The organism is Mesorhizobium sp. M8A.F.Ca.ET.165.01.1.1, from assembly GCF_004792065.1.
In the GTDB taxonomy this organism is placed as follows: domain Bacteria; phylum Pseudomonadota; class Alphaproteobacteria; order Rhizobiales; family Rhizobiaceae; genus Mesorhizobium.
Map to the genome: position 1 here is coordinate 915,258 of NZ_SRTH01000001.1, position 22,807 is coordinate 938,064.

Here is a 22,807-nt window from a genome sequence, read left to right on the forward strand (position 1 = left end):
CTGGTTGCGTGCGATTCCGGTCCTTATAAGGGAGGCTGGCCGGGCTGTCGACAAAGCAGGATCCGTGATTAGACCCAAAGCTGCTGTCTAGCGAGTCGCCATAGGCTTCTTGCTGACAATCACGTCAGGGCAGCGCCGCCCCTCATCCGCCTGCCGGCACCTTCTCCCCGTATAGTGACGGGGAGAAGAAACTGGACGCAACCTCGCCGCCTTCTCTTGCAACGTTGAAAATTGGCGAAACCATCGATGACAGCGTCCCTCTCCCCGTCTCTATACGGGGAGAGGATGCCGGCAGGCAGGTGAGGGGCAGCGCCAACGCCAGAAAAAGGTCATAGGTCGAATTCGAAGACACCCAACATTTGTGGTATCGCCAAAACGGAGACGAAGGACTGAAGTTAGTAAGCGCTGCCTGTCATAGACCCAACGACAAAGGAACAAAAAATGCCGTCGACCGAACTGCTGATCGCGTTTTTCGCCACCACGGCGATCTTCGCCTATATTCCGGGTCCGGCCATGCTCTACGCCGCCGCGCAGACCATGGCGCGCGGACGCTGGTCGGGGCTGACGGCGGCACTCGGCATTCACCTCGGCGGCTATGTGCATGTCTTTGCCGCCGCCGCAGGCCTGTCGGTGCTGTTCCATGCCGTTCCGCCGCTCTACATGGCGGTCAAACTGGTCGGCGCGCTGTACCTGATCTGGCTCGGCATCTCGCTGTTTCGCAAGCGCGTGGAGGGCGACGTGGCGCTGCCGGCGATCGAGCGCAAATCGGCATGCCGAGCGTTCTTCGAGAGCATCGCTGTCGAGGTGCTCAATCCCAAGACCGCGATATTCTTCATGGCGTTCCTGCCGCAGTTCATCGATGCCTCCGCGGCCTTGCCGGTGTGGCTGCAATTCGTCGTGCTGGGCACCATCGTCAACCTGATGTTCTCCTCGGCCGATGTCGTGTGCGTGTTCCTGGCCGGCCTGGTGATCGGCCGGCTGCGCCGTTCGAGCCGGGCGCAGCGGCTGATGCAGCGGGCCGGCGGTGCGGTGCTGGTCGGGCTCGGCGTCCACGTCGCCCTGCAGAAAACCTGACCGGTCCGGGTTTGCCTCCGCCCCGGCGTTGCGCTGCGCCGAATTGCGGTATATCGGCAGGCATGACCGACCGGCCTCGCAAATCTGGTGTTTCGACCTATCTGAGATCGGCGTTTCCCGCGCGTGGCAGATGACATGATCAAGCACAATCCGCCTTCTCCCGAGCCCCTGCACCGCGCCATCGCGCGCTTCGGCGACATCGCCGTGCTGGTGGTCGGCGACTTCATCCTCGACCGCTTCGTCAATGGCGTCATCGAGCGGATTTCGCCGGAAGCGCCGATCCCGGTGCTGCACGGGCGCGGCGAAAGCTCGGCCATGGGTGGCGCCGGCAATGTCGTGGCCAACATCGTCTCGCTTGGCGCGCGCGCCATTCCGGTCTCGGTGATCGGCACTGATCCCGCCGGCGACAGCCTGGCGCGGATGCTGGGCGAGCTTGGCGCAGAGACAGCTGGCCTTTCACAGCAGCGCGGCCGCATGACCTCGTCGAAGAGCCGCTTCAGCGCGCTCAACCAGCAGGTGCTGCGCTTCGACGAAGAAGAGATCAGGCCGCTCGGCGAGGCGGAACGGGCTGAGCTGATCCGCCGTTTCCGGGACGCGCTGCAACAGGCGGACATCGTCATCCTGTCCGATTACGGCAAGGGCATCTTGCTGGACGGCGTCGCCGCCGAACTGATCGCCATCTGCCGGGAGGCGGGCAAGCCGGTGCTTGTCGACCCGAAGGGCCGCGACTATGCGCGCTATGCCGGCGCGACCGCCGTCACCCCCAACCGCAAGGAACTCGGCGAGGCCCTCGGCCATGCGGTGTTCGCCGATGACGAGATCGTGGCGGCGGCGCGGGAACTGATTTCGGCGCACGGCTTCGACTTCGTCGTCGCCACCCGCAGCGAAAAGGGCATGAGCGTGGTCGGCCCCGAGGAGGCGCGCCACATCGCCACCCAGGCGCGCGAGGTGTTCGACGTCTCGGGCGCCGGCGATACGGTGATCGCGACCTTCGCGCTGGCGCTTGCAGCCGGCGCCGATCCTGTCGCCGCGGCCTCCATCGCCAACGCCGCCGGCGGCGTCGTGGTCGGCAAGCGCGGCACCGCGCGGCTGAGCGTCGAGGAACTCACGGGCGCGCTCTTCCGCTCGCACGGACCGACCGCGCATAAGGACGCCATCCTCGACGCCGTCTCGGCCGCGCGCATGGTGGCGGCATGGAAGGCGGAGGGGCTGAGCGTTGGCTTCACCAATGGCTGTTTCGACATCCTGCATGCCGGCCATGTCAGCCTGCTGCACGCGGCGCGCAGCCAGTGCGACCGGCTGGTGCTCGGCCTCAACAGCGATGCTTCCGTGCGCCGGCTGAAAGGGCCGGGCCGCCCGGTCAACGACCAGCATGACCGCGCCTGCGTGCTCGCCGCGCTCGCTTCCGTCGATGCCGTGGTGGTGTTCGAGGAGGATACGCCGCTGTCGCTGATCGAAGCGCTTCTGCCCGACATACTGGTCAAGGGCGCCGACTACACGATCGACACCGTGGTCGGCGCCGATGTGGTGCAGAAGGCGGGCGGCCGCGTCGTGCTGGTCGACCTCGTCGCCGGCAAGAGCACCACCGGCACGATCGGCAAACTGCGCGCCGGCGGCGCCACCAACTGAGGGATCTCATGTCCGAATTGAACGACTATCTGGTCCGCTCGGCGGCCGCCATCACTGCCACGGTCGAGCGAGATCTGACCAGCGAGATGGAACGTGCGGCGAGTGCCGTCGTATCGGCGCTGTCCTCCGGAAAGGCCTTGCTGGTCTGCGGCAATGGCGGCTCGGCCAGCGACGCCATCCATATCGCCACCGAACTGGTCGGCCGCTTCCTGAAGGAGCGCAAGGCCTACAATGTGATTGCGCTGCCGGCCAATGCCGGGATGCTGACCGCCTGGGGCAATGACTACGGCTTCGACACGGTGTTTTCGCGCCAGGTCGAAGCGCATGGCGCTGCGGGCGGCGTGCTTTTGGCGATCTCGACCAGCGGCAATTCGCCGAGCATCCTTGCCGCCGCCGAACAGGCGCGCATGATGGACATGACGGTGATCAGCCTGACCGGCGACACCGGTGGCAAGCTGAAGCCGCTCACCGACATCCTGCTCAACGTACCTTCGACCTCGACGCCGATCATCCAGCAAGGCCATTTGTGCCTCTATCACTATCTGTGCGAGGTGGTCGAAGCGCGCCTGTCGAATGGCTGACGGGATCGGGACGCCGCACCCGCTGACCGAACCGGGGCTCTGGGTGGAGCGGATCGGCGGCCGGGTTTTCCCGGTACGCTCGCCGGCGCTGTTCCTCGACCGCGACGGCACCATCAATGTCGACACCGACTATCCCAGCGATCCGGCCGAGATCGAGCTCAGGCCACGGATGCTGCCGGCGATCGCCGCCGCCAACCTGAGGGGGATACCGGTGATCGTCGTCACCAACCAGTCCGGCATCGCGCGCGGCTATTTCGGCTGGGACGTTTTCGCCAAGGTGAACGCCCGCGTGGTCGAGTTGCTGAACGGGCAGGGTGTGTTCGTCGACATGGTGCTGGCCTGCGCCTATCACGAGGCTGGCGTCGGGCATCTCGCCGTTGCCGATCATCCGATGCGCAAGCCCAATCCGGGCATGCTGATCGAGGCGGGCAGGCGCCTTGATCTCGATCTCCAGCGCTCCCTGATGGTCGGCGACAAGCTGGCCGACATGCAGGCGGGCCAACGCGCGGGCCTGGCGCAGGGCTGGCTGGTCGACGGTGAGGGGGCACTTCAGCCTGGCTTCGCCATCAGGCGCTTGCATGACGACCGCGATCTCGGCGGCCTGCTCGCGGCCGTGGAGACGCTCGGTCGGGACCGCGGCCTGCCGGCCTAGGCCTTATCGTCGCGCTGCGAGGCTTCGTAGAGCTTGGCCTCGGTGGCGAAGGAATAGATCATCACCGACATCGAGTAGACGAAGCCGTGGCGGCCGCACAGGAAGTAGCGCTTGGCCAGGTAGAATTTCAGGAAGTTGCCGAACGGTGACAGCACCAGCCGCACCAGGCCGGGCTTCTTGCCTTTCTCGACCAGCGTGACCGCCTTGAGGCTGGAATAGGCGTTGGCCCGGGCAAGATCCTCCTCGACCGATATTTCACGGCGATGCAGCAAGACACCGTCCTCGATCGTGTCGGTCTCGCCCGGCACGCGAACGGATTCATGCACCCGCGCGGTGAGATCCATGGTGGCGCCTTCCCTGCGGAAAAGCCTGAGCAGCCTGTTGTGCAGGACCCAGCGATGGGCATAGCCGTAGCCCTTCAGCCAGTCGCGGCGGCGCATGTACCATCCGCTGGCCTTGCCGCCGGCCGCCTGGGTGATGGCCACGATCGACTGCCGCAGCCGGCCGTCGACGCGCTCGTCCGGGTCGATCGAAAGGCACCAGGGCTGGTTGGCATGGTCGAGCGCGAATTGCCGCTGGCGGGGGAACCCCGGCCAGTCATTGTGCAGCAGCGTTATCGGATAGCCCTTGGCGATATAGCTTTTCACGCATTCGACGGTGCCGTCCGTCGAGCCGGAATCGACGATGATGATCTCGGCGCAGAAATCGATGCTTTCCAGGCACGGGCCGATCATATCGGCCTCGTTCACGCAGATGATGAGCGCCGAGACCGGGCTTGCAAAACGGGTCATGGTCCCCTTCTCATGCGGATTCTTCCGGATTTCACGTGCTCGCGCCATCTGTTCTCAAGCAATTCCGGGCGGAAAACCGTTACACATTTTTTCTGGAATGGCTTGAGAAACCAGTCAAGCGCCCAGTCAAGCAGTGAAGTCCGGCAGAGCCGTTCAGCCTTGTATATCAACGTCTTTCGAATACCAACGCGGCGCCGGTGTGGCGAAGGCCAGGAATTCGCCTATCGCGCGGGCGTCGGCTGGCCTCAGGGTCGCTCGAACGACACCAAACCCTCATCCTTGACGCGACGAATGGTGAGCGCGGTGCGCACCGTGTCGACGTTCGGCGTCGAGGTCAGTTCCTCGATGACGAAGGTCTGGAAGCTGCCGAGGTCGCTTGCCACGCAATGCAGCAGGAAATCGGACTCGCCCGACACCATCCAGGCATCGCGCACGATCGGCCAGCCGCGCGTGCGGTCGGCGAAGATGCGCAGTTCGGCATCGGCCTGGTGATGCAGCCCGACCAGGCAAAAGGCGACGACATCGAGGCCGAGCGCCGGAGCGTTGAGCAGCGCGCGATAGCCACGGATGATACCGGCTTCCTCCAGCCGCTTGACCCGGCGCAGGCAGGGCGGGGCCGAAATGCCGACGCGGTTCGAGAGCTCGACATTGGTCATGCGCCCGTCCGACTGAAGCTCGCGCAGGATCTTCCAGTCGATGGCGTCAAGATCGGCCTTGAGGGGCATCAGGGTTCTCGATGATCAGTGTGGCGCAAGAATCTTTCGCGATTTTGTAATTAAACGACTTTTGTGTCGAAGCCAGCCCTCGTCGACGCGATTTTGGACAGGTAACGAAAAGCGCTGATCGCGCGAATATCCACACGGGCCGAAGCTTTCCGGGGACGACGGTCGGCTCGTCTTGCTGGCGTGGCTGGCAGCCCTTACATTAAGCGCGACATTCCACGTCTTTTTCCAAGGCACACTCGTGTCCGCCCCGCAGAGGCTCCAAATGACCACCAAGCATGCGCCCGTTCTCATCATCGGTTCCGGTCCGGCCGGCTATACGGCGGCGGTCTATGCCGCGCGCGCCATGCTGAAGCCGATGCTCGTCGCCGGCCTGCAGCAGGGCGGTCAGCTGATGATCACCACGGACGTCGAAAACTATCCCGGCTTCGCCGACCCGATCCAGGGGCCGTGGCTGATGGAGCAGATGCTCAAGCAGGCCGAGCATGTCGGCACTGACATCATCAACGACATCATCACCGAGGTCGACCTCAATGTGCGGCCGTTCCGCGCCAAGGGCGATTCCGGCACGACCTACACGGCCGACGCGTTGATCATCGCCACCGGCGCACAAGCCAAGTGGCTGGGCATTCCCACCGAGCAGGACTTCATGGGCTTCGGCGTTTCGGCCTGCGCCACCTGCGACGGCTTCTTCTATCGCGGCAAGGATGTCGCGGTGGTCGGCGGCGGCAATTCGGCGGTGGAAGAGGCGCTCTATCTGTCCAACCTCGCCAAGAGCGTCACCGTCATTCACAGGCGCTCGGACTTCCGTGCCGAGCGCATCCTGCGCGAGCGGCTGTTGAAGAAGGACAATGTCCGCGTCATCTGGGACACGATCGTCGACGAGATCACCGGCCGCCCCGGCAAGGCACCGCTGCCGCCTTCGGTGGAGGGGCTGAAGCTCAGGCATGCCGTGACCGGTGCCGAGAGCCACCTCAAGGTCGACGGCGTCTTCGTGGCCATCGGCCATGCGCCCGCGGTCGAGCTGTTCGCCGGCAAGCTGAAGCAGAAGCCGAACGGCTATCTGTGGACAGCGCCGGATTCGACGCGCACCGACGTGCCTGGCGTGTTCGCGGCCGGCGACGTGACCGACGATATCTACCGTCAGGCAGTGACGGCGGCGGGGCTCGGCTGCATGGCCGCGCTCGAAGCGGAAAAGTATCTGGCCGGCATCGAGGTGCATCGCGAGGCAGCGGAATAGGCGGCTCGCAAAACTGTTAAAAAAACGGCTTAGAAGCGCCGTGTAAAAGCCTGATTTTTCATTCAAACGCCAACCGGAACGAGGGGAAATCATGGCGTTGGACTGGGACAAGCTACGCGTGTTTCACGCTGCGGCGGAAGCGGGGTCGTTTACGCATGCGGCCGAGACGCTGCATCTGTCGCAATCGGCGATATCGAGACAGGTGAGCGCGCTCGAACATGATGTCGGCGTGCCGCTGTTCAATCGTCATGCACGCGGCCTTGTGCTGACCGAACAGGGCGAGATGCTGTTCCGCACGGCGCATGACGTGCTGATGAAGCTGGAAACCATCAAGTCGCGGCTGACCGAGACCAAGGACCGCCCGTCCGGTGTGCTCAGGGTGACGACGACCGTCGGCCTCGGCGCCGGCTGGCTGACCGAGCGGGTGCAGGAGTTCATCGAACTCTACCCCGAAATCAGCCTGCAGCTGATCCTCGCCAACGAGGAGCTCGACCTCACCATGCGCCAGGCCGATTGCGCCATCCGGCTGCGCCAGCCGCAACAGCCGGACCTGATCCAGCGCCGCCTGTTTACCGTGCATTTCCATCTCTACGCGGCACCGTCCTATGTCGCCAAATACGGCAAGCCGGGCTCGATCGCAGAGTTGAGAAGCCATCGCATCGTCACCTTCGGCCTGCCTGTGCCGTCGCATCTGTCGGAGTTGAACTGGCTGGAGACGGTCGGTGATTTCGAGAGCGGCCGGCGCGTGCCGACACTGCAGATCAACGACATCCTGTCGATCAAGCGCGCCGTGCAGGGCGGCGCCGGCATCGCCATGCTGCCGGACTATGTGATCAGCAAGGATTCCGGCCTGGTGCAGCTTTTGCCGGAAACCGAGGTGCCGTCCTTCGACACCTATTTCGCCTATCCCGACGCGATGAAGAACCAGGCCAAGCTGCACGTGTTCCGCGACTTCATCATCGCCAAGGCCAGAAGCTGGTCCTTCTGATCCAGGGTCAGCTCCGCGAGCCTATCCTTTCCAGGGCGTAATCCGCGGCAGCCACCCCGGTACGTTGTGGCGGTAGGCTTTGTATTCGGCGCCATAGCGGCCGGCGAGCGTCGGCTCCTCATAGAGCTTGACGAAGGTCACCATGGCAGCCGCCGCGATCGCCGCGTAGGTGGCGATCGACCAGCTCGAGAACAACAGCGCCTGGCCGATAATGATCGACAGCACGGCGACATACATGGGATTGCGGACATGGCGGTAGATGCCGCCGATCACCAGTCTTTCGGTTGGTGCGACGGGGGCCGGCGTGCCCAGCCCCTCCAGTGCGAAGCGGGCGAAGGCATGTAGCAGCACGGCGGCCGCGGCGACAATGAGGACGCCGCCGGCGACGACAAGGCCGGGCAGGGGCGACCATGGCAGGCTCCAGCGCTCGCTGAGCAGCCAGGGAATCAGCCCGGCGACCACGCCGGGGGCAGCAATCAGGAAAATGCCGCTGCCGGCAATCGCCGAAAACCTACGCATTGGTTGATCTCCGCTTGACTGCCTTGGAATTGAACCGCCGGTGCCTCATTCCACATCATCAGTGTTTTTCGGCATTTTGGGAACAAAATCGGTTGGGATTGGCGTTTTCGAGACGACAATGACCCGAAAGTACGCTTCATTTTCACGATTCTGCTGGTCCTATTGGCTCCCTAAATGGGTTGGACCACAGCCTGTGCCTTTTTGCATGCGTGTGTTGCAAAATAGATGCTTGTTTCTTGGGCATGATGAGCACATATATAGATCATCTCCTGGGCGCGTTCTCCTCCCATTAGCGCCCTCGAGTGTTCCCCTCTGGAGGTTAGCCTTAACAGGCACTTCCAATCAAACTCAGCCGGATCTTCGTTGATCCGGCTTTTTTGTTGCCCGGACCCAGGCGGGACGAGCGAAAATTTCATCAGAATTGCCACGTAACAGTGTCATGTAACCTCTGGTAACATGACAACGATGCCTTCCGCTGCTATGTAGATGCTAGGACGCGGTGTGGTTCGGACGGGAGATGGGGGCATCACTCGTACGGCCCGGGCTCAGGCGGCTACCGCGTCCGAACCTTTTCCGCCGAAGTTCGGCGACCTACATGCGGCGGACCTGCCGTTTCTCCTCCCAAGAAAACGGTCCGCACAACAAAACGGCGTCCGGCCCCCCCGGGCGCCGTTTTTGGTTTTTGCCCCCTCGATCCTTCGAGGGGGCTTCTCATGAAACGAGTGAAATCAGGCCGCCTTGCCGTTGGCGTTCATCGCCTCGTCGGCGAGCCGGCCAGTCAGCTCGGCCATGTGGTCGAAGGCGGCGCGGTAGCTGGCAACGCCTGAAGTGGCCGACCGCAACTCGATGATCAGATCACCGATCTCGGCCTGCGGCATGGTCGCCTCGACGATATCCCATCCGGGCCAGTCGGGCCGCGCGTCATAGCCGAGGATCTGGCCGCGCCGCTGCGGGATCAGCGCGATGATCTTCGACGTCGCGTCCGACGGCGTGACGATCTTGACCTTCATCACCGGCTCCAGAAGCACCGGCGAGCAGGCGGCCATGCCTTCCTTCATGGCGAGCTTTGCCGCCATCTGGAAGGCCATGTCGGAGGAATCGACCGCATGGTAGGAGCCGTCCGACAGATTGACCGCGACGTCGACCACGGGGAAGCCGAGCGGGCCGGTCTTCAGATAGTCGCGTATGCCTGTCTCGACCGACTGGATATAGGTCTTGGGCACGACGCCGCCGGTGATGGTGTCGGTGAACTGGAAGCCGGAGCCGCGCGGCAGCGGCTTGATCTCGATCACCACATCGCCGAATTGGCCGTGGCCGCCCGACTGTTTCTTGTGACGGCCGCGCTGCTGCACCGGTTTGCGGATCGTCTCGCGATAGGGCACCGCCGGCGCATGGCCTTCGACCGGTATCTGGTTCTTGCCCTCCAGCCGCTCGCGCACCACGCGCAGATGCATCTCTCCGTGACCCGACAGCACGGTCTCGGCCGAGTCCTGGTTGTGGCGCAGGCTGAGCGAGGGGTCTTCCTCGGCCAGGCGCTGGATGGCCGCCGACATCTTGACCTCGTCCTTGCGCTCCTTGGGGCGCAGCGCGAAGGCGAAGACCGGCTGCGGCGGCTCGACATCGAAGAGCTGTTTGATGCCTCCCTTGGCGGAGCTGAGCGTCTGGCCCGTCTTGACCGCGTCCAGCTTGCCGAGCGCCACGGTGTCGCCGGTTCTGGCGGCGGTCAGCTTGACCTGGTCCTTGCCCAGCATCCTGTAGATGCCGGAAACCTTGGCGGTGTCGCCGCCGGGCAGCCACAGTTCCAAGCCGTCGGCGACCTGGCCCGACAGAATGCGTGACACCGACAGCTTGCCGCCATGCGGCGTGTGGATGGTCTTCATCACCTGGACCACCGTCGCGTTGCCGTCCGGGGCACCGAGCCGCTTGCGGGTCGCCTCGATGTCGGGCGCGTCGTGGCGGATCGTCTTCAACAGGCGCAGCACGCCATTGCCTTTCTCGGCGGTGCCGATCAGCACCGGTGTCACCGCGCCGTCGCGCAGATCGGCGGCGAGATCGTCGAAGATCGCGTCCCTGGGCGGCTCGATCTCCTCGAGCAACTGCTCCATCAGCTGGTCGTCATGGTCGGCCAGCGTCTCCAGCATGGAGAAGCGCGCCTCCAGCTCGCGCGCCTTGTCGTCGCCCGGTATCTCGGCCACCTCGCTCTCGGCATATTCACGGTAGATGTAGGCGCGCTCCAGCGCCAGATCGATCGAGCCGATGACGACGCCGTCCTTGCGCAGCGGAATCTGGCGCAGAAGCAGCGGCGCCGCGCTTGTCGGCTGCAGCATCTTCAGCGTGTCGCGCACGCCCGCGATCGCCTTGTCGACCTTGTTGAGGAACAGGATGCGTGGCACGCCGAGATCGTCAAGCTTGCGCATGATGAGCTGCAGGGCTGGGATCTTTTTTTCGTCGGCCTCGGCCACGACCACCGCGACATCGCAGGCGGCCAGTACCGGTTCGGCCTCGAAGGAGAATTCGATCGACCCGGGGCAGTCGACGAAGGTGAATTGCTCGCCCATGAATTCTGTGGTGGCGATCGACGCCTCGACGCTCATGGCGTGGGCGCGGGCCTCGAGCGAATGATCTGAAACGGTGTTGCCCGATGAAACCGGATTCTGGCGAGGGATGGCGCCCGTACGGGCCAATATGGCTTCGAGAAGTGTCGTCTTACCGCTTGCGAAGGGACCGACTATGGCAATGCATTTCGGTCCCGTGCGTCGTCCTCCGGCGCGAGTACCCATGGCTGACCTCCACTCAGGCGTTTCCCGTAGGACCGACTGGCATGCATGGTTCAGGCGTGGTCAATCGGTCCTGAGCGGCGGCCGGCCTGTTCGACCGTCGCGGGCGGGGTTCTTTTCATGTCCACCTGCCCTGATGCATCGTCCCACTTGTTTGCCGGCAGGGCAAGAAAAATAGGAAGCCGGCGCGGCTGGCCGGCTCAGGCGCTGAGCGCGAGCGGTTCGACCGAGCGCCCGGCAAACAGCGCGGCCGTCCCATGCGGGCAAGGTTCGTAGTCAAGAAAAATCAGGCCGAGCGGGCGACCCGGCCGGTTGCGTCCGGGCCAATCCGGGCCGAGAATGCATTTGACTTCAAGGGGCCGGCGCCTCGCCAGCTCCGACCAGTTCCAGGAACAGACGATGAAAATAATTGCTTGCGGGAGCGTGCCGACCATCATAGCGCCGGACAAATACTTCACCGGCCGGGTTCTGCAGACGCCGATCATCGAGACCGAGGCGCCGGCGCGGCTCAGGGCCACGCTGGTCAGTTTCGAACCCGGCGCGCGCACCCACTGGCACACGCATCCGCTTGGGCAGACGCTTTATGTCACCGCGGGCGCCGGCCTGGCCCAGACATGGGACGGGCCAATCCGGGAGATTAGGGCCGGTGACGTCATCTCCTTCGCGCCCGGCGAGAAGCATTGGCATGGCGCGGCGCCGAAGTCGGCGATGACGCATATCGCCATGCAGGAGGCGCTCGACGGCATCCATGCCGACTGGCTGGAAGCAGTGACGCCGGCGCAATATGGCGGCTGAGTGCTGAGCCTGAATTGACGAACCCGGCGGTAACGCCTGAGCGTTGACGCCGGGTTTTGTTTTGGACTTACCAGATCAGGTCAGGGATGCCGTGAAGCGCTGGATGCGGGTGCAGGCTTCCTCCAGCAGCGTCTCCGAGGTGGCGTAGGAGATGCGGAAGTTGGGGCCGAGGCCGAAGGCCGAGCCGAACACCACCGCGACGCCCTCGGCCTCGAGCAGTTCCGAGCAGAAGGTCTCGTCGGTGTCGATCACCTTGCCGGCCTTGGTCTTCCTGCCAATCAGCTGGGCGCAGGACGGATAGACATAGAAGGCGCCTTCCGGCGACGGGCAGGTGATACCGCGCGCCTGGTTGAGCATCGAGACGACGAGGTCGCGCCTGCCTTGAAAGATCGCCTTGTTCTTGGCGATGAAGTCCTGAGGGCCGTTCAACGCCTCGACCGAAGCCCATTGCGCGATGGTGCAGGCCCCCGACGTCTGCTGGCCCTGGATCATGTCCATCGCCTTGATCAGCTGAACCGGACCGGCCGCGTAGCCGATGCGCCAGCCGGTCATGGCATAGGCTTTCGAGACGCCGTTCATGGTCAGGGTGCGGTCGTAGAGCTTCGGCTCGACCTCGGCGATGGTCTTGAAGACGAAGTCGCCATAGGTCAGGTGCTCGTACATGTCGTCGGTCAGCGTCCAGACATGCGGATGCTTCAGGAGGACATCGGCCAGCGCGCGCAGTTCGGCGTGGGTATAGGCCGCGCCCGACGGGTTGGACGGCGAGTTCATCAAGAGCCATTTGGTCTTCGGCGTGATCGCCTTTTCCAGCACCGCCGGGGTCAGCTTGAAGCCGTTGTCGATCGAAGTGTCGGCAAACACCGACGTGCCGCCGCAGATCGCCACCATTTCGGGATAGCTGACCCAGTAGGGGCGGGGGATGATGACCTCGTCGCCGGGGTTCAGTGTCGCCATGAAGGCGTTGAACAGGATCTGCTTGCCGCCGGTGCCGACGATGGTCTGCTCGGGCTTGTAGTCGAGATTGTTCTCGCGCTTGAACTTTTTCGCGATCGCCTCGCGCAGCGGCACGATGCCCGAAACCGGCGGATACTTGGTCTCGCCACGGCGAATGGCTTCGATCGCCGCATTCTTGATGTTGTCGGGCGTATCGAAATCGGGCTCGCCGGCGCCAAGGCCAATGATATCCCGGCCGGCATTTTTCAGCTCGCGGGCTTTCTGCGTCACCGCGATGGTGGCGGAAGGCTTAACGCGGGAAAGGGTGTCGGCAAGAAAGGCCATGACCTTCTGTCTCTCCAAAGGATAGGCGCGGCCAGGAGCGGCCGCGGCGCTTCTCATGTCGCATCATTCCCCCCAGCGCAAGCCTTGTCGGCTGGGCCAGGTGGCGTGGCGCGGTCAATGAGGCGTGATCGGCAAAAGAAAGTTCATTAACGGGCGGTAGAGGCTTGCATGGCAGGATCGCGGCTCAATTCCGCCAGGTCGCGGAGCGAGGAACCCTTGTCACGCAGCATCGGACTTGCCCATATCATCCGTCATGATGACGGCACCTCGAGCGGTGTCTGGGGCATTTATACGCTGCAAAGCGCCTTCCAGCCGATCTTTGCCTTCAGCGAGGGCAAGCTGTCGGTCGCCGCGTTCGAAGGGCTGATCCGCCCGTTTCGCGACGGCGAGCCGCAATCGCCGATGACCTTCTTCTCGACATGTCCGGCGGCCGACCGCCTGCATGTCGAAGCGCTGACCAGGACACTGCATCTGCTCAATGCCGGCGCCTGCCTGCCGCAGGAGGCATCGATCTTCGTGAATTTCGATCCCTCGGTGTTCACCGAGCGATCGATCGTCGACAACGCCTTGCGGGACATGAGGCTGGTCCTGCACGAAGCCGGTATCGATCCGGGCCGCGTCGTGTGCGAGGTGACGGAGCAGAGATCGGCATCGCAGGAGACCCTGCACAGCTTCGTCGCCGCGCTCAGAGCCAACGGCTTCCGGATCGCCGTCGACGACTATGGCGCCGACGATTCCGACATCACCCGCGTCAAGGAGCTGCGCCCCGACATCGTCAAGTTCGATGCGCACTGGATCACACAACTGATGGAATCGGGCGCTGGTTTCGCGCTGCTGACATCCATGGTCAGGAGCTTCGAGGACCAGGGCATCCGCACCGTGTTCGAGGGCATCGAGGAAGGCTGGCAACTGGAGCTGGCCGAGCGATCGGGCGCCTCGATGGTCCAGGGCTACGTGCTGGCCCGTCCAGAACTCGCGCCGACAAGTTTCCGTGTTTTCGCGATGAGCAGTCCCGAACCTGTCCCCGCCGCAAGCCATACGACCGCTCCCGCCGCGGTTGCGCCGCGCACGGGGCGGCGGGCAAAGGCTTTCGGGCGCAGGATCGTGCCATGAGTGTCGAGCGCCGGCGCACCATTGGCGATGCGATCTTCGTCGATGAGATCGGCATCGAATATGGCATCCATGGCGACTTCCGCCTGCGCAGCGCCTACCAGCCGATCTACGCCCCGCACGGCGGCAGCTTGCACCCGGTGGCCGTGGAAGGCCTGATCGAGCCGCACCGGGCCGGCCGCCCGGGGTCGCCGCGGATGTTCTTCGACAGCGTCGCGGCCTCGGACCGCCTGTTCGTCGAAACCATGTGCCGGATGCTGCATCTCAGGAATTTCCACAATATCGGCGTCGATAGGCTCGACCTGTTCTTCAACTACAATCCACTGGTCAACGACCATGCTGGCCGGGCGCTGGCCGAGATCCGGCTGATGAGCCGGCATCTCGACGAACTCGGCCTGGCGCCCGCCATGCTGGTCTGTGAAATCACTGAACAGGCGGCGGACGATGCGCTGCTGGCCAGGCTGGTGCGTGAAATGCGGCGCGACGGCATCCGCATCGCCATCGATGATTTCGGGACCGGCCATTCGACCGAGGAGCGGGTGAGCCTGCTTCAGCCCGACATCGTCAAGATCGATGGCGGCTGGTTCGCGGAATTCTGCCGCCACGCCGCCGCGGAACGCTTCTTCCGCCCGCTGGTGTCCAGCCTGCACGACCGTGGCGCCAAGGTGCTGGTCGAGGGAATCGAGCAGCCCACCCACCTGCGCGTCGCGCTCGAAGGTGGGGTCGATTTGCTGCAGGGTTTTCTTCTCGGGCGTCCGGCGCTTGCCGGCACCATTTTCAACGAAGAGCCGCTTGCGGTCGATGTGCTGCTGGGCTTCGACAACAAGGTCGTGCCGTTGCATAAGCGGCGCTGATGGTCGCGCCAAAACAAATCATTGGTTGAGGATGCCGCCGCTGCGATAATCCGCCCGCAGAAGCAGCGCTCCGGGGACCGGCAATGATACTTTACAGCATGATCGACAGCGGCAATTGCTACAAGCCCAGGCTGCTGATGGCCAAGCTCGGCCTCGCTTTCACCACCGTCGAGGTGAGTTCGCATACCGGCGACACGCGCAAAGCCGATTTCGTCGCCAAGAATCCGAACGCCATGGTGCCGCTGCTGGAACTGGACGATGGCCGGCGGCTGGCCGAATCCAACGCCATCCTGCTCTATCTCGCGGAAGGCACGCGCTTGCTGCCGGCCGACAGATACGAGCGCGGGCTCGCCTATCAGTGGCTGTTCTTCGAGCAGTACAGCCACGAGCCTTACATAGCCGTGCGTAAGGCGCTGCTGACTTTTCCCGAACGGGCCGCGGACGCGACGCCCGAGCGGCTGGCGACGACGCTGGAGCGCGGCAACAAGGCGCTCGGCGTCATGAACACATATCTCGAAAACAACGCTTTCTTCGCCGGTGGCGCCTTCAGCATCGCCGACATCGCGCTTTATGCCTACACGCACACGGCGGAGCAGGGCGGCTTCCAGCTCGACGCCTATCCCGAGGTGGTGGCCTGGCTCGGCCGCGTGGAGGCGGATCCGGGGCATGTGCCGATCGAGTGGGTGGGGTAGGTCTGTCTCGGTCGTTCCGAATTGTGCGTTGGGGTCTGTGTGCTATTTGATAAGGCGGTCGTATTCTGCGTGGCTGCCGATCCATATCCAGTTATAGCCGTCAGCACTTTCCAGAGCCAAGGCACGATAGTTGCTATCTATTCTCGCCGACCAAAGCTCACCGACTTTCTTGAAATGGAGGGAGGGATGACGTGGGTTTTCCCTCAACAATGTAAAGCTCTTGTCGCTAAACGGCGAGCCGATTTCGGCAAGGACCGATACCTCGTCCAAAAACTTGCCGTGGCGCGATGTCTCACAGGTCGCGCAATTTACCGGCGGCAATCTCAGCGCGAGCCTCGGCCACCAATTTGTCCAGTCTGCCTGCCTTGATATCGGCTTCAATCTGCCGATCCCAGATGTCCGCCTGCAGTGCCTCGAACCAGGCGGCAAACGCCTTCAGTTCTTCCGGGCTCAACTCGGTGATGGATTTTTCGATTTGTTCAAGCTTGGTCATGACCTGGATGGTACCATTGTTGGCCATATGGTGCCACCGGTGGGACATAGGCCGGGCTTAGATGGCCAAAATCCAGGCAAATAAAAAGGCGGGATAAATCCCGCCTTCCCATTTCGGTAGCCTGATCGGGAGCGTCCGGTCCGGGCTGGCAGCTATCTGCTGTTCCAGCTTGTCGGGTCTTTCCACTCCGGCGCGCTTCTCGCGCGACCGTCAGTACATCCGTGACTTGCCGCGCGCCCCGAACTCTCGTCCGGCGCGCGCCATTTTCAAAATCAGGCTGCCTTGCTCAGAGAACCAGCGGACGACTTGCCAGTGCGGCGGTCCTGCTCGATCTCGAAGTTGATCTTCTGGCCTTCGACCAGGGTCGACAGGCCAGCGCGCTCGACAGCCGAGATGTGGACGAAAACGTCCGCGCCGCCGCTGTCAGGCTGGATGAAGCCGAAACCCTTGGTGGCGTTGAACCACTTGACCGTTCCAGTTGCCATAAAAATAGTCCTTCACATTTGCTTTGGTATGACCGGACCGAAATCCAGCCGGTGTGCATCGAGATTTTGGAGATAGACGTCAGCAAACGCGAAGATCGCGAGGCCCGGATCGATCGGCCGAAATATCAATGGGGCTGATATAGGCTGCTTTCGCACAAAAAACAAGACTGCGTGAAAAAGCCGTGATCGGGGGCCGCCCAACGGCCGCCCCAATCTGGTGAAACCGTGACGCACGATCGCGCCGTCCCCGGGCGGCGGATCGAGGGGAGAGGACCATGAAAACCATCCTGCTTGCCGCCTGCCTCACGCTGGTGGCCGCCCAGGCGCAGGCGATCTCGCGCTACGACCCGACGCGCATGAGCTGCGGCAAGGTTCAGTCGACGATCGCGCGCCAAGGTGCGGTCATCCTGCGCTATCAGTCGAAACGGGTGCCGGGGCTGCCGCTCTACGACCGCTACGTGCAGAGCCAGCAGTTCTGCACCATGGGCGAGGTGAGGACGCGGGCCTATGTGCCCAGCGCCGACACCAAGTCCTGCCCGGTCTATATCTGCAAGCGGCCGGACAATGAGCGTTTCAGGCATCGCTTCATCCGCCGCCACTAGGGTGTGCCGATATTCAGGTGATGCCGGCCTGCAAACCGTGGCTTCCTCCGCTTCCGGTGCTCACGTACTTCAAGTACGCTCCGCTCCGGTTCTCGAAAGCCACAGTTTTCGGCTTGGCCTGACCTGAATCTCAACACACCCGGGAGCAGCTTACTGCTCTCAAAAGCCGAAGGACACCTGCGCCGGCGGCGGCGGGCCGACGCGCACGCCTTCCATGGCCAGCATCTTTTCCTTGGTGACGGAGCCGCCGGGCGCCGAGAAGCCGCCGATCTTGCCGCCGGCGGCCAGGATGCGGTGGCACGGGATGACCAGCGGCACCGGATTGGCGCCAAGGGCGGCACCGGTTTCACGCGGCAGGCCGGCATGGCCGGCGCGCTTGGCGAGTTCGCCATAGGTGGTGGTTTCGCCATAGCCGAGTTTTCGTGCGGCGTCGTAGATGGCGAGGCGGAAATCGTCGATGCCGTCGAGATCGACGGGAAAGCCGGTGAAATCGACGTCCTCGCCCGCGGCATAGGCCTTGATCGAGGCAATCAGCTCGACCACCCATGACGGCTGGGCGGTGGAGACGGAAACGCCGGCGTGGCGCATCAGCCGCCGCTCCACCGCTTCGCGGCTGCGTTCGGGCAGGCAGAGCCGGATCAGGCCCTTTTCGCTCCAGGCGATGCCCATGAAACCGATCACTGTTTCTAACACTGCGTGGCCAGCTGTGATCGAAGAGGTCGTTTCCATGCTGTGCTCCTTTCCGCAAAGCGGCGGAATCCGGGATTCCTGCTGGTACATATCAGGAACAATATGGCACCGCTGCCTGCATCCCGCCACCCGAAAACCACCAGATGGCCCCGATTGCTACCCAAGAATCGCTGGTGTAAGGGAAATCTTAACGACCCGACAAACCGGACTCCGAGCGCGGCTTGCCAGCAAAACAAACCCTTATCGCCATCGGTGTGATCGTCGCGGCAGCCGGCATGAGCGGCTGCACCTCGACCTCGCAGATGAAGGCCGCGCCGTCCCTGACCGAAACCGCGACCATGGCAGGCAGCGATGCCGGCTTCACCGTGCCGCTGCCGGACACGGTTTCGGTACTGCCTCAATCCTCTGGAATCACGCCGGGTCAGACGGCCGAGTTGACCCCCGGCCCGACCACCCCGGCACTCGATTCCGCCGCCCAGCCGGCCGCGGCGACCGCGGCCTTTGCCGGGGCAACGCCTACAACGCCGGCAGTCCCCGCCGTGATGACCGCCAATGCCTGGCAGGCGCCGCCGCCGTCTAAGGCCGGCCAGCCGGTCGGGGTCGCCGGGACCTACACGACCGCGGGGCTCATCGTGCCGGCGGTTGCCAAGGGCGGCCAGAAAATGCCCGGCGTGCAGCAGGTGGCCTATGTCGTGCCGCAGAACCCGGCTGCCCTGGTGCAGTTCCCGTCGGCGCCGGTCGAGCCGGCGGAAGAACAGCATGCGACCGGCATGCGCGGCGACGTCGACCGGCTGATCGTCAAATACGCCGCCTTCTACCAGGTGCCGGTGGATCTGGTGCGCCATGTCGTCAACCGCGAAAGCACCTACAATCCCAAGGCCTACAATAACGGCCATTGGGGACTGATGCAGATCAAGCACGCGACGGCGCGCGGCATGGGCTATGACGGGCCGGCCAAGGGCCTGTTCGACGCCGAGACCAATCTCAAATACGCGGTCAAATATCTGCGCGGCGCCTGGCTGGTGTCGAACGGCAACGCCAAGAAGGCCGACTGGCTCTACCAGACCGGCTACTATTTCGACGCCAAGCGCAAGGGCCTGCTCGAGGCCACCGGCCTCGGTGTCGACCGCAAGCGCGGGCGCCTGCAGCCCGACGCCTGAGCGCGATGCCCGAACCGCGTCCGCCGGCTCCAAACGACATCCGGCTGCGCAAGATCCTCGACGAGACGCTGGTTGCGCCGCACTGGCCTGACGGTTTTGTCATGCGCGGCTTCGAGCGCGGTGACGCGCTGCCGCTGCATGCGCTGCTGGGCGAAGTGTTCGACGATGGCACCGACGGCCCCTTCGACGAATGGTGGCCACGCATATCCGAAGATCCCGAATTCGACCCGGCGCTGTGTTTCCTCGTCATCGATGCCAAGGGCCGGCTGGCCGCGGCCGCACTGTGCTGGAGCTCGGCATTCGTCAAGGACCTGGCCGTTCATCCCGAGGCGCGCGGCAAGGGTGTCGGCGAGGCCCTGATGTGGCACGCCTTCGCCATTTTTCGCGACCGGGGGGCCGCCCATGTCGATCTCAAGACCAATACGCTCGAGAACGCGGCCGCCGTGCGGCTCTACGAGCGGCTGGGCATGCGGCCCGTCGCCTGGGAAGGCTGACCCAGCCGTCCCCGGTCATGGCCTGTTCGGAACCCAAAGCGCCGCTCCGCATTCAATGAACGGTGGGGTCTGACCGGCTGCCGGTGCTGTGCGCCGCCGGCTGCCAAGGAGATCCACCGATGAAGGTTTTCCACGCATTGCTGGCGTTGAGCGTCGCTGCCGTGCTCGCTGCGGGTCCGGCGCGGGCCGTCGAGCTGTCGATCGTGTCGGGCGACACCGGCAACGGCCTCAAGGTGCTGCGCGAGATCCTCGACCGCTATGAGAAAGTAAGCGGCGACAAGGTCACCATCGTCGCCATGCCGTCATCCGGGACCGACCAGTTCGGCCAGTACAGGCTGTGGCTCGCCGCCGGCAACAGCGACGTCGACGTCTACCAGACCGATGTCATCTGGGCGCCGCAGCTCGCCAACCAGTTCGTCGATCTGACCGAGGCGACCAGGGATGTCGTGGCCAGTCATTTCCCGTCGATCATCCAGTCGCAGACCGTCGACGGCAGGCTGGTGGCGCTGCCGATCTTCACCGATGCACCGGCGCTCTATTACCGCAAGGATCTGCTCGACAAATACGGCGCCAAGGTGCCGGCCACCTGGAAGGAGCTGGGCGACACCGCCAGGCTGGTGATGGACAAGGAGCGTGCCTCGGGCAACAGGGATATCTGGGGCTTCGTCTTCCAGGGCAACGCCTATGAGGGGCTGACCTGCGACGCGTTCGAATGGGTCGTGTCGAACGGCGGCGGCCATATCGTCGAGCCGGATGGCGCGATTTCCATCAACAACGCCCAGGCGGCGGCCGCGCTCGACATGGCCAAGGGCTGGATCGGCACCATCGCGCCGCCGGGCGTGCTCGCCTACCAGGAAGAAGAATCGCGTGGCGTCTGGCAGACGGGCAATGCGGTCTTCATGCGCAACTGGCCCTATGCCTATGCGCTGGGCAACAGCCAGGGGTCGCCGATCAAGGGCAGGTTCGACGTCGCGCCGCTGCCGGCGGGCGCCGGCGAGGGCGCCCGCCCGGCGGCGACGCTCGGCGGCTGGAACCTCGCCGTCTCGAAATATTCCAGGCACCCGGATGCGGCGATCGAACTGGTCAAGTTCATCGCCTCGCCGGCAATGCAGAAATACCGCACGCTGAAGACCGCCAACCTGCCGACCATCCAGGCGCGCTATGACGATGCCGACATCGCCAGCCAGCAGCCGATCATTCCGCAGTGGAAGGATGTCTTCCTCAATGCCGGGCCGCGGCCCTCGGCGGTGACCAGGAATAAGTACAACGAGGCGTCGAGCCAGTTCTGGAACGCCGTCCACAAGACCTTGTCCGGCGAAGGCAGCGCCGCCGACAATCTGGCTGACCTCGAGGCGACGCTGACCCGGCTGAAAGGCAAGGGCTGGTGAGCGCGCGACCGTCTGATGCCGCCGACCGGCGCCAGGGCTCGCGGCTGATGCGCCAGCGTGTGCGCTCGGCGTGGCTGTTCCTGGCGCCGATGCTTCTGGTGCTCGCCGCCGCTGCCGGCTGGCCGCTCGCCCGCACGGTCTATTTCAGCTTCACCGATGCCTCGCTGTCCGATCTCGACGCCCGCCAATGGGTCGGCCTCGCCAACTATGTCTCGGTTCTGCGCATGCCGAGCGGCAGGGTCATCCACGACGGGCTGCTTCTCGACCCGGTCTGGTGGCGTGCCGTGTGGAACACCGTGCGGTTCGCGGTGGTTTCGGTGACCTGCGAGACGATCCTCGGCATGGTCGTCGCCCTGGTGCTCAACGCCGAATTTCCCGGCCGCGGCATCGTCAGGGCGGCGATCCTCATCCCCTGGGCGATCCCGACCATCGTCTCGGCCAAGATGTGGCAGTGGATGCTGAACGACCAGTTCGGCATCATCAATGTCGTGCTGATCAATCTGGGACTGATCGACACCAAGATCGCCTGGACCGCCAGCGCCGACACGGCGATGGCGGCGGTGCTGATCGTCGACATCTGGAAGACGACGCCCTTCATGGCGCTGCTGATCCTGGCCGCGCTGCAGATGCTGCCACGCGAGATCATCGAGGTCGCCAGGCTCGACGGCGCCAATCCCTGGCAGATCTTCTGGCGGGTGACCTTGCCGCTGATCCGCCCGGCGGTGATGGTGGCGGTGATCTTCCGGGCGCTCGATGCGCTGCGCATCTTCGACCTGATCTATGTGCTGACGCCCAACAATGCGCACACCAAGTCGATGTCGGTATTCGCCCGCGAGAACCTGTTCGAGTTCGACAAGTTCGCCCATGGCTCGGCCGCCTCGACCCTGCTCTTCCTCGTCCTCGCCTTGCTCACCATCCTCACCATCCGCATCGGCCGGATAAGCCTGGAAGGAGGACGCTGAGATGTGGGTCCTGAAGCGCACGGGCTTCTATCTGCTGGTCGGGGCAATCGTGCTCATCGCAGTGTTCCCGTTCTACTATGCCATCGTCACCAGCCTGAAATCGGGGACCGAGCTGTTCCAGGCCGATCCGTGGCCGAAGGCACCCAGCCTCGACAATTATCGCAACGTGCTGGCCGAGGGTGCCTTCATGCGCAATCTCCTGAATTCCCTGGTCGTCTCGGGCGCGGTCGTCGCACTCTCGCTGTTCCTCGGCGTCACCGCGGCCTACGCACTGGCGCGTGTCCGTTTTCGCGGCCGCTCGGCATTGCTGTTCGCCATCCTGTCGGTCTCGATGTTCCCGCAAGTGGCGGTGCTGGCCGGGCTGTTCGAACTGGTGCGGATGTTCGGCCTCTACAATTCGCTCTTCGCGCTGATCTTCTCCTACATGATCTTCACCTTGCCGTTCACCGTCTGGGTGCTCACCGCCTTTGTCCGCGACCTGCCGGTCGAGGTCGAGGAGGCGGCGATCCTCGATGGCGCGACGCCGTGGATCATCATCACCCGCATCTTCCTGCCGCTGATGTGGCCGGCGCTGGCGACCACCGGACTGCTGGCCTTCATTGGGGCGTGGAACGAGTTCCTGTTTGCCCTGACCTTCACCTCCAACGATGCGCGGCGGACCGTGCCGGTGGCGATCGCGCTGCTCTCGGGCAATTCGCAGTTCGAAATCCCGTGGGGCAACATCATGGCCGCCTCGGTGATCGTCACGGTGCCGCTGGTGGTGCTGGTGCTGATCTTCCAGCGCAAGATCGTCTCCGGCCTCACCGCCGGCGGGGTGAAAGGGTGAAGCGC

25 protein-coding genes are annotated in these 22,807 nt (G+C 64.1%); 16 read left to right on the top strand and 9 right to left on the bottom strand.

Annotation, left to right across the window (positions count from 1 at the left end):
• Window positions 1-441 precede the first annotated feature (441 nt).
• The 4 genes from EN808_RS04385 (at window position 442) to gmhB (ending at window position 3,936) form a co-directional block, all read left to right on the top strand.
• Complete coding sequence (locus tag EN808_RS04385) at window positions 442-1,074, top strand: LysE family translocator (RefSeq protein WP_127278283.1); 633 nt, start codon at window positions 442-444, stop codon at window positions 1,072-1,074.
• Window positions 1,075-1,209: 135 nt separating this feature from the next.
• The gene (gene rfaE1 / locus EN808_RS04390; RefSeq protein WP_135915224.1) at window positions 1,210-2,703 is read left to right on the top strand and encodes a D-glycero-beta-D-manno-heptose-7-phosphate kinase; all 1,494 of its coding nucleotides are present in this window, start codon (window positions 1,210-1,212) and stop codon (window positions 2,701-2,703) included.
• Window positions 2,704-2,711: 8 nt separating this feature from the next.
• On the top strand, window positions 2,712-3,284 hold the full coding sequence (locus tag EN808_RS04395) for an SIS domain-containing protein (protein ID WP_127278285.1): 573 nt from the start codon (window positions 2,712-2,714) through the stop codon (window positions 3,282-3,284).
• Complete coding sequence (gene gmhB / locus EN808_RS04400) at window positions 3,277-3,936, top strand: D-glycero-beta-D-manno-heptose 1,7-bisphosphate 7-phosphatase (protein WP_135884101.1); 660 nt, start codon at window positions 3,277-3,279, stop codon at window positions 3,934-3,936. Before EN808_RS04395 ends, gmhB begins: the two co-directional genes overlap by 8 nt.
• Here the strand turns inward: gmhB and EN808_RS04405 are convergent.
• Window positions 3,933-4,727 carry a glycosyltransferase family 2 protein gene (locus EN808_RS04405; protein WP_127278287.1) on the bottom strand — a complete coding sequence of 265 codons (795 nt, stop codon included), beginning with the start codon at window positions 4,725-4,727 and terminating at the stop codon, window positions 3,933-3,935. The two genes, gmhB and EN808_RS04405, sit on opposite strands and share 4 nt — an antisense overlap.
• Before the next feature lie 245 nt (window positions 4,728-4,972).
• Window positions 4,973-5,452 (bottom strand): Lrp/AsnC family transcriptional regulator, encoded by a 480-nt coding sequence (locus tag EN808_RS04410; RefSeq protein ID WP_127873463.1) that lies wholly within the window; start codon window positions 5,450-5,452, stop codon window positions 4,973-4,975.
• Window positions 5,453-5,714: 262 nt separating this feature from the next.
• On the opposite strand from EN808_RS04410, the gene trxB reads away from it, so the two are divergent.
• Window positions 5,715-6,689 carry a thioredoxin-disulfide reductase gene (gene trxB / locus EN808_RS04415; protein ID WP_135867440.1) on the top strand — a complete coding sequence of 325 codons (975 nt, stop codon included), beginning with the start codon at window positions 5,715-5,717 and terminating at the stop codon, window positions 6,687-6,689.
• 91 nt (window positions 6,690-6,780) lie between these two features.
• A complete protein-coding gene (locus EN808_RS04420) occupies window positions 6,781-7,677 on the top strand; it encodes a LysR family transcriptional regulator (RefSeq protein WP_127873461.1) in 897 nt (298 codons plus the stop codon).
• Between the two features lie 21 nt (window positions 7,678-7,698).
• Here EN808_RS04420 and EN808_RS04425 read toward each other — a convergent pair whose 3' ends face one another.
• Complete coding sequence (locus EN808_RS04425; protein WP_135915225.1) at window positions 7,699-8,196, bottom strand: isoprenylcysteine carboxylmethyltransferase family protein; 498 nt, start codon at window positions 8,194-8,196, stop codon at window positions 7,699-7,701.
• 728 nt (window positions 8,197-8,924) lie between these two features.
• The gene (locus tag EN808_RS04430; protein ID WP_135915226.1) at window positions 8,925-10,976 is read right to left on the bottom strand and encodes an elongation factor G; all 2,052 of its coding nucleotides are present in this window, start codon (window positions 10,974-10,976) and stop codon (window positions 8,925-8,927) included.
• A 396-nt stretch (window positions 10,977-11,372) separates the two neighbouring features.
• On the opposite strand from EN808_RS04430, the gene EN808_RS04435 reads away from it, so the two are divergent.
• Window positions 11,373-11,768, top strand: coding sequence for a cupin domain-containing protein (locus EN808_RS04435; RefSeq protein WP_127279112.1), 396 nt, complete (start codon window positions 11,373-11,375; stop codon window positions 11,766-11,768).
• A 75-nt stretch (window positions 11,769-11,843) separates the two neighbouring features.
• Here the strand turns inward: EN808_RS04435 and EN808_RS04440 are convergent, their stop codons facing one another.
• The gene (locus EN808_RS04440) at window positions 11,844-13,046 is read right to left on the bottom strand and encodes a pyridoxal phosphate-dependent aminotransferase (protein ID WP_127279114.1); all 1,203 of its coding nucleotides are present in this window, start codon (window positions 13,044-13,046) and stop codon (window positions 11,844-11,846) included.
• Between the two features lie 216 nt (window positions 13,047-13,262).
• On the opposite strand from EN808_RS04440, the gene EN808_RS04445 reads away from it, so the two are divergent.
• The 3 genes from EN808_RS04445 (at window position 13,263) to EN808_RS04455 (ending at window position 15,702) form a co-directional block, all read left to right on the top strand.
• Window positions 13,263-14,159, top strand: coding sequence for an EAL domain-containing protein (locus tag EN808_RS04445; protein WP_135884104.1), 897 nt, complete (start codon window positions 13,263-13,265; stop codon window positions 14,157-14,159).
• Window positions 14,156-15,010, top strand: coding sequence for an EAL domain-containing protein (locus EN808_RS04450; protein WP_127873458.1), 855 nt, complete (start codon window positions 14,156-14,158; stop codon window positions 15,008-15,010). Before EN808_RS04445 ends, EN808_RS04450 begins: the two co-directional genes overlap by 4 nt.
• An 83-nt stretch (window positions 15,011-15,093) precedes the next feature.
• The gene (locus tag EN808_RS04455) at window positions 15,094-15,702 is read left to right on the top strand and encodes a glutathione S-transferase family protein (protein WP_135915227.1); all 609 of its coding nucleotides are present in this window, start codon (window positions 15,094-15,096) and stop codon (window positions 15,700-15,702) included.
• Window positions 15,703-15,744: 42 nt separating this feature from the next.
• Here EN808_RS04455 and EN808_RS04460 read toward each other — a convergent pair whose 3' ends face one another.
• From EN808_RS04460 to EN808_RS04470, 3 genes are all read right to left on the bottom strand, one after another.
• Window positions 15,745-15,972 (bottom strand): hypothetical protein, encoded by a 228-nt coding sequence (locus EN808_RS04460; RefSeq protein ID WP_348630930.1) that lies wholly within the window; start codon window positions 15,970-15,972, stop codon window positions 15,745-15,747.
• Between the two features lie 22 nt (window positions 15,973-15,994).
• Window positions 15,995-16,195 carry a hypothetical protein gene (locus tag EN808_RS04465; RefSeq protein ID WP_135915265.1) on the bottom strand — a complete coding sequence of 67 codons (201 nt, stop codon included), beginning with the start codon at window positions 16,193-16,195 and terminating at the stop codon, window positions 15,995-15,997.
• A gap of 272 nt (window positions 16,196-16,467) precedes the next feature.
• Window positions 16,468-16,680 carry a cold-shock protein gene (locus EN808_RS04470; RefSeq protein WP_015316174.1) on the bottom strand — a complete coding sequence of 71 codons (213 nt, stop codon included), beginning with the start codon at window positions 16,678-16,680 and terminating at the stop codon, window positions 16,468-16,470.
• Window positions 16,681-16,955: 275 nt separating this feature from the next.
• Between EN808_RS04470 and EN808_RS04475 the strand changes: the two genes are divergently transcribed.
• A complete protein-coding gene (locus EN808_RS04475) occupies window positions 16,956-17,282 on the top strand; it encodes a hypothetical protein (RefSeq protein ID WP_127279108.1) in 327 nt (108 codons plus the stop codon).
• Between the two features lie 159 nt (window positions 17,283-17,441).
• Here the strand turns inward: EN808_RS04475 and EN808_RS04480 are convergent, their stop codons facing one another.
• On the bottom strand, window positions 17,442-18,011 hold the full coding sequence (locus EN808_RS04480; protein ID WP_135915228.1) for a methylated-DNA--[protein]-cysteine S-methyltransferase: 570 nt from the start codon (window positions 18,009-18,011) through the stop codon (window positions 17,442-17,444).
• Window positions 18,012-18,193: 182 nt separating this feature from the next.
• On the opposite strand from EN808_RS04480, the gene EN808_RS04485 reads away from it, so the two are divergent.
• The 5 genes from EN808_RS04485 (at window position 18,194) to EN808_RS04505 (ending at window position 22,802) form a co-directional block, all read left to right on the top strand.
• Window positions 18,194-19,132: a lytic transglycosylase domain-containing protein gene (locus EN808_RS04485; RefSeq protein ID WP_135915229.1), complete on the top strand. Its 939-nt coding sequence runs from the start codon at window positions 18,194-18,196 to the stop codon at window positions 19,130-19,132.
• Window positions 19,133-19,137: 5 nt separating this feature from the next.
• Window positions 19,138-19,626 carry a GNAT family N-acetyltransferase gene (locus EN808_RS04490; RefSeq protein ID WP_135915230.1) on the top strand — a complete coding sequence of 163 codons (489 nt, stop codon included), beginning with the start codon at window positions 19,138-19,140 and terminating at the stop codon, window positions 19,624-19,626.
• Between the two features lie 119 nt (window positions 19,627-19,745).
• Entirely contained in the window at window positions 19,746-21,014 is a 1,269-nt protein-coding gene (locus EN808_RS04495; protein ID WP_135915231.1) for an ABC transporter substrate-binding protein, read from the top strand.
• A 47-nt stretch (window positions 21,015-21,061) separates the two neighbouring features.
• The gene (locus EN808_RS04500; protein ID WP_135915266.1) at window positions 21,062-21,976 is read left to right on the top strand and encodes a sugar ABC transporter permease; all 915 of its coding nucleotides are present in this window, start codon (window positions 21,062-21,064) and stop codon (window positions 21,974-21,976) included.
• Window position 21,977: 1 nt separating this feature from the next.
• Window positions 21,978-22,802, top strand: coding sequence for a carbohydrate ABC transporter permease (locus EN808_RS04505; protein ID WP_135915232.1), 825 nt, complete (start codon window positions 21,978-21,980; stop codon window positions 22,800-22,802).
• Window positions 22,803-22,807 lie beyond the last annotated feature (5 nt).

Excerpts from the sequence above, each read along its gene's own strand:
- EN808_RS04500 (WP_135915266.1), top strand. The coding sequence starts at position 21,062 with ATGCGCCAGCGTGTGCGCTCGGCGTGGCTGTTCCTGGCGCCGATGCTT.
- EN808_RS04455 (WP_135915227.1), top strand. The coding sequence starts at position 15,094 with ATGATACTTTACAGCATGATCGACAGCGGCAATTGCTACAAGCCCAGG.
- EN808_RS04495 (WP_135915231.1), top strand. The coding sequence starts at position 19,746 with ATGAAGGTTTTCCACGCATTGCTGGCGTTGAGCGTCGCTGCCGTGCTC.
- gmhB (WP_135884101.1), top strand. The coding sequence starts at position 3,277 with ATGGCTGACGGGATCGGGACGCCGCACCCGCTGACCGAACCGGGGCTC.
- EN808_RS04385 (WP_127278283.1), top strand. The coding sequence starts at position 442 with ATGCCGTCGACCGAACTGCTGATCGCGTTTTTCGCCACCACGGCGATC.
- EN808_RS04480 (WP_135915228.1), bottom strand. The coding sequence starts at position 18,011 with ATGGAAACGACCTCTTCGATCACAGCTGGCCACGCAGTGTTAGAAACA.
- EN808_RS04465 (WP_135915265.1), bottom strand. The coding sequence starts at position 16,195 with ATGACCAAGCTTGAACAAATCGAAAAATCCATCACCGAGTTGAGCCCG.
- EN808_RS04435 (WP_127279112.1), top strand. The coding sequence starts at position 11,373 with ATGAAAATAATTGCTTGCGGGAGCGTGCCGACCATCATAGCGCCGGAC.
- EN808_RS04440 (WP_127279114.1), bottom strand. The coding sequence starts at position 13,046 with ATGGCCTTTCTTGCCGACACCCTTTCCCGCGTTAAGCCTTCCGCCACC.
- EN808_RS04425 (WP_135915225.1), bottom strand. The coding sequence starts at position 8,196 with ATGCGTAGGTTTTCGGCGATTGCCGGCAGCGGCATTTTCCTGATTGCT.
- EN808_RS04405 (WP_127278287.1), bottom strand. The coding sequence starts at position 4,727 with ATGACCCGTTTTGCAAGCCCGGTCTCGGCGCTCATCATCTGCGTGAAC.
- EN808_RS04475 (WP_127279108.1), top strand. The coding sequence starts at position 16,956 with ATGAAAACCATCCTGCTTGCCGCCTGCCTCACGCTGGTGGCCGCCCAG.
- EN808_RS04420 (WP_127873461.1), top strand. The coding sequence starts at position 6,781 with ATGGCGTTGGACTGGGACAAGCTACGCGTGTTTCACGCTGCGGCGGAA.
- EN808_RS04450 (WP_127873458.1), top strand. The coding sequence starts at position 14,156 with ATGAGTGTCGAGCGCCGGCGCACCATTGGCGATGCGATCTTCGTCGAT.
- trxB (WP_135867440.1), top strand. The coding sequence starts at position 5,715 with ATGACCACCAAGCATGCGCCCGTTCTCATCATCGGTTCCGGTCCGGCC.
- EN808_RS04410 (WP_127873463.1), bottom strand. The coding sequence starts at position 5,452 with ATGCCCCTCAAGGCCGATCTTGACGCCATCGACTGGAAGATCCTGCGC.
- EN808_RS04505 (WP_135915232.1), top strand. The coding sequence starts at position 21,978 with ATGTGGGTCCTGAAGCGCACGGGCTTCTATCTGCTGGTCGGGGCAATC.
- EN808_RS04430 (WP_135915226.1), bottom strand. The coding sequence starts at position 10,976 with ATGGGTACTCGCGCCGGAGGACGACGCACGGGACCGAAATGCATTGCC.
- EN808_RS04490 (WP_135915230.1), top strand. The coding sequence starts at position 19,138 with ATGCCCGAACCGCGTCCGCCGGCTCCAAACGACATCCGGCTGCGCAAG.
- rfaE1 (WP_135915224.1), top strand. The coding sequence starts at position 1,210 with ATGATCAAGCACAATCCGCCTTCTCCCGAGCCCCTGCACCGCGCCATC.
- EN808_RS04470 (WP_015316174.1), bottom strand. The coding sequence starts at position 16,680 with ATGGCAACTGGAACGGTCAAGTGGTTCAACGCCACCAAGGGTTTCGGC.
- EN808_RS04395 (WP_127278285.1), top strand. The coding sequence starts at position 2,712 with ATGTCCGAATTGAACGACTATCTGGTCCGCTCGGCGGCCGCCATCACT.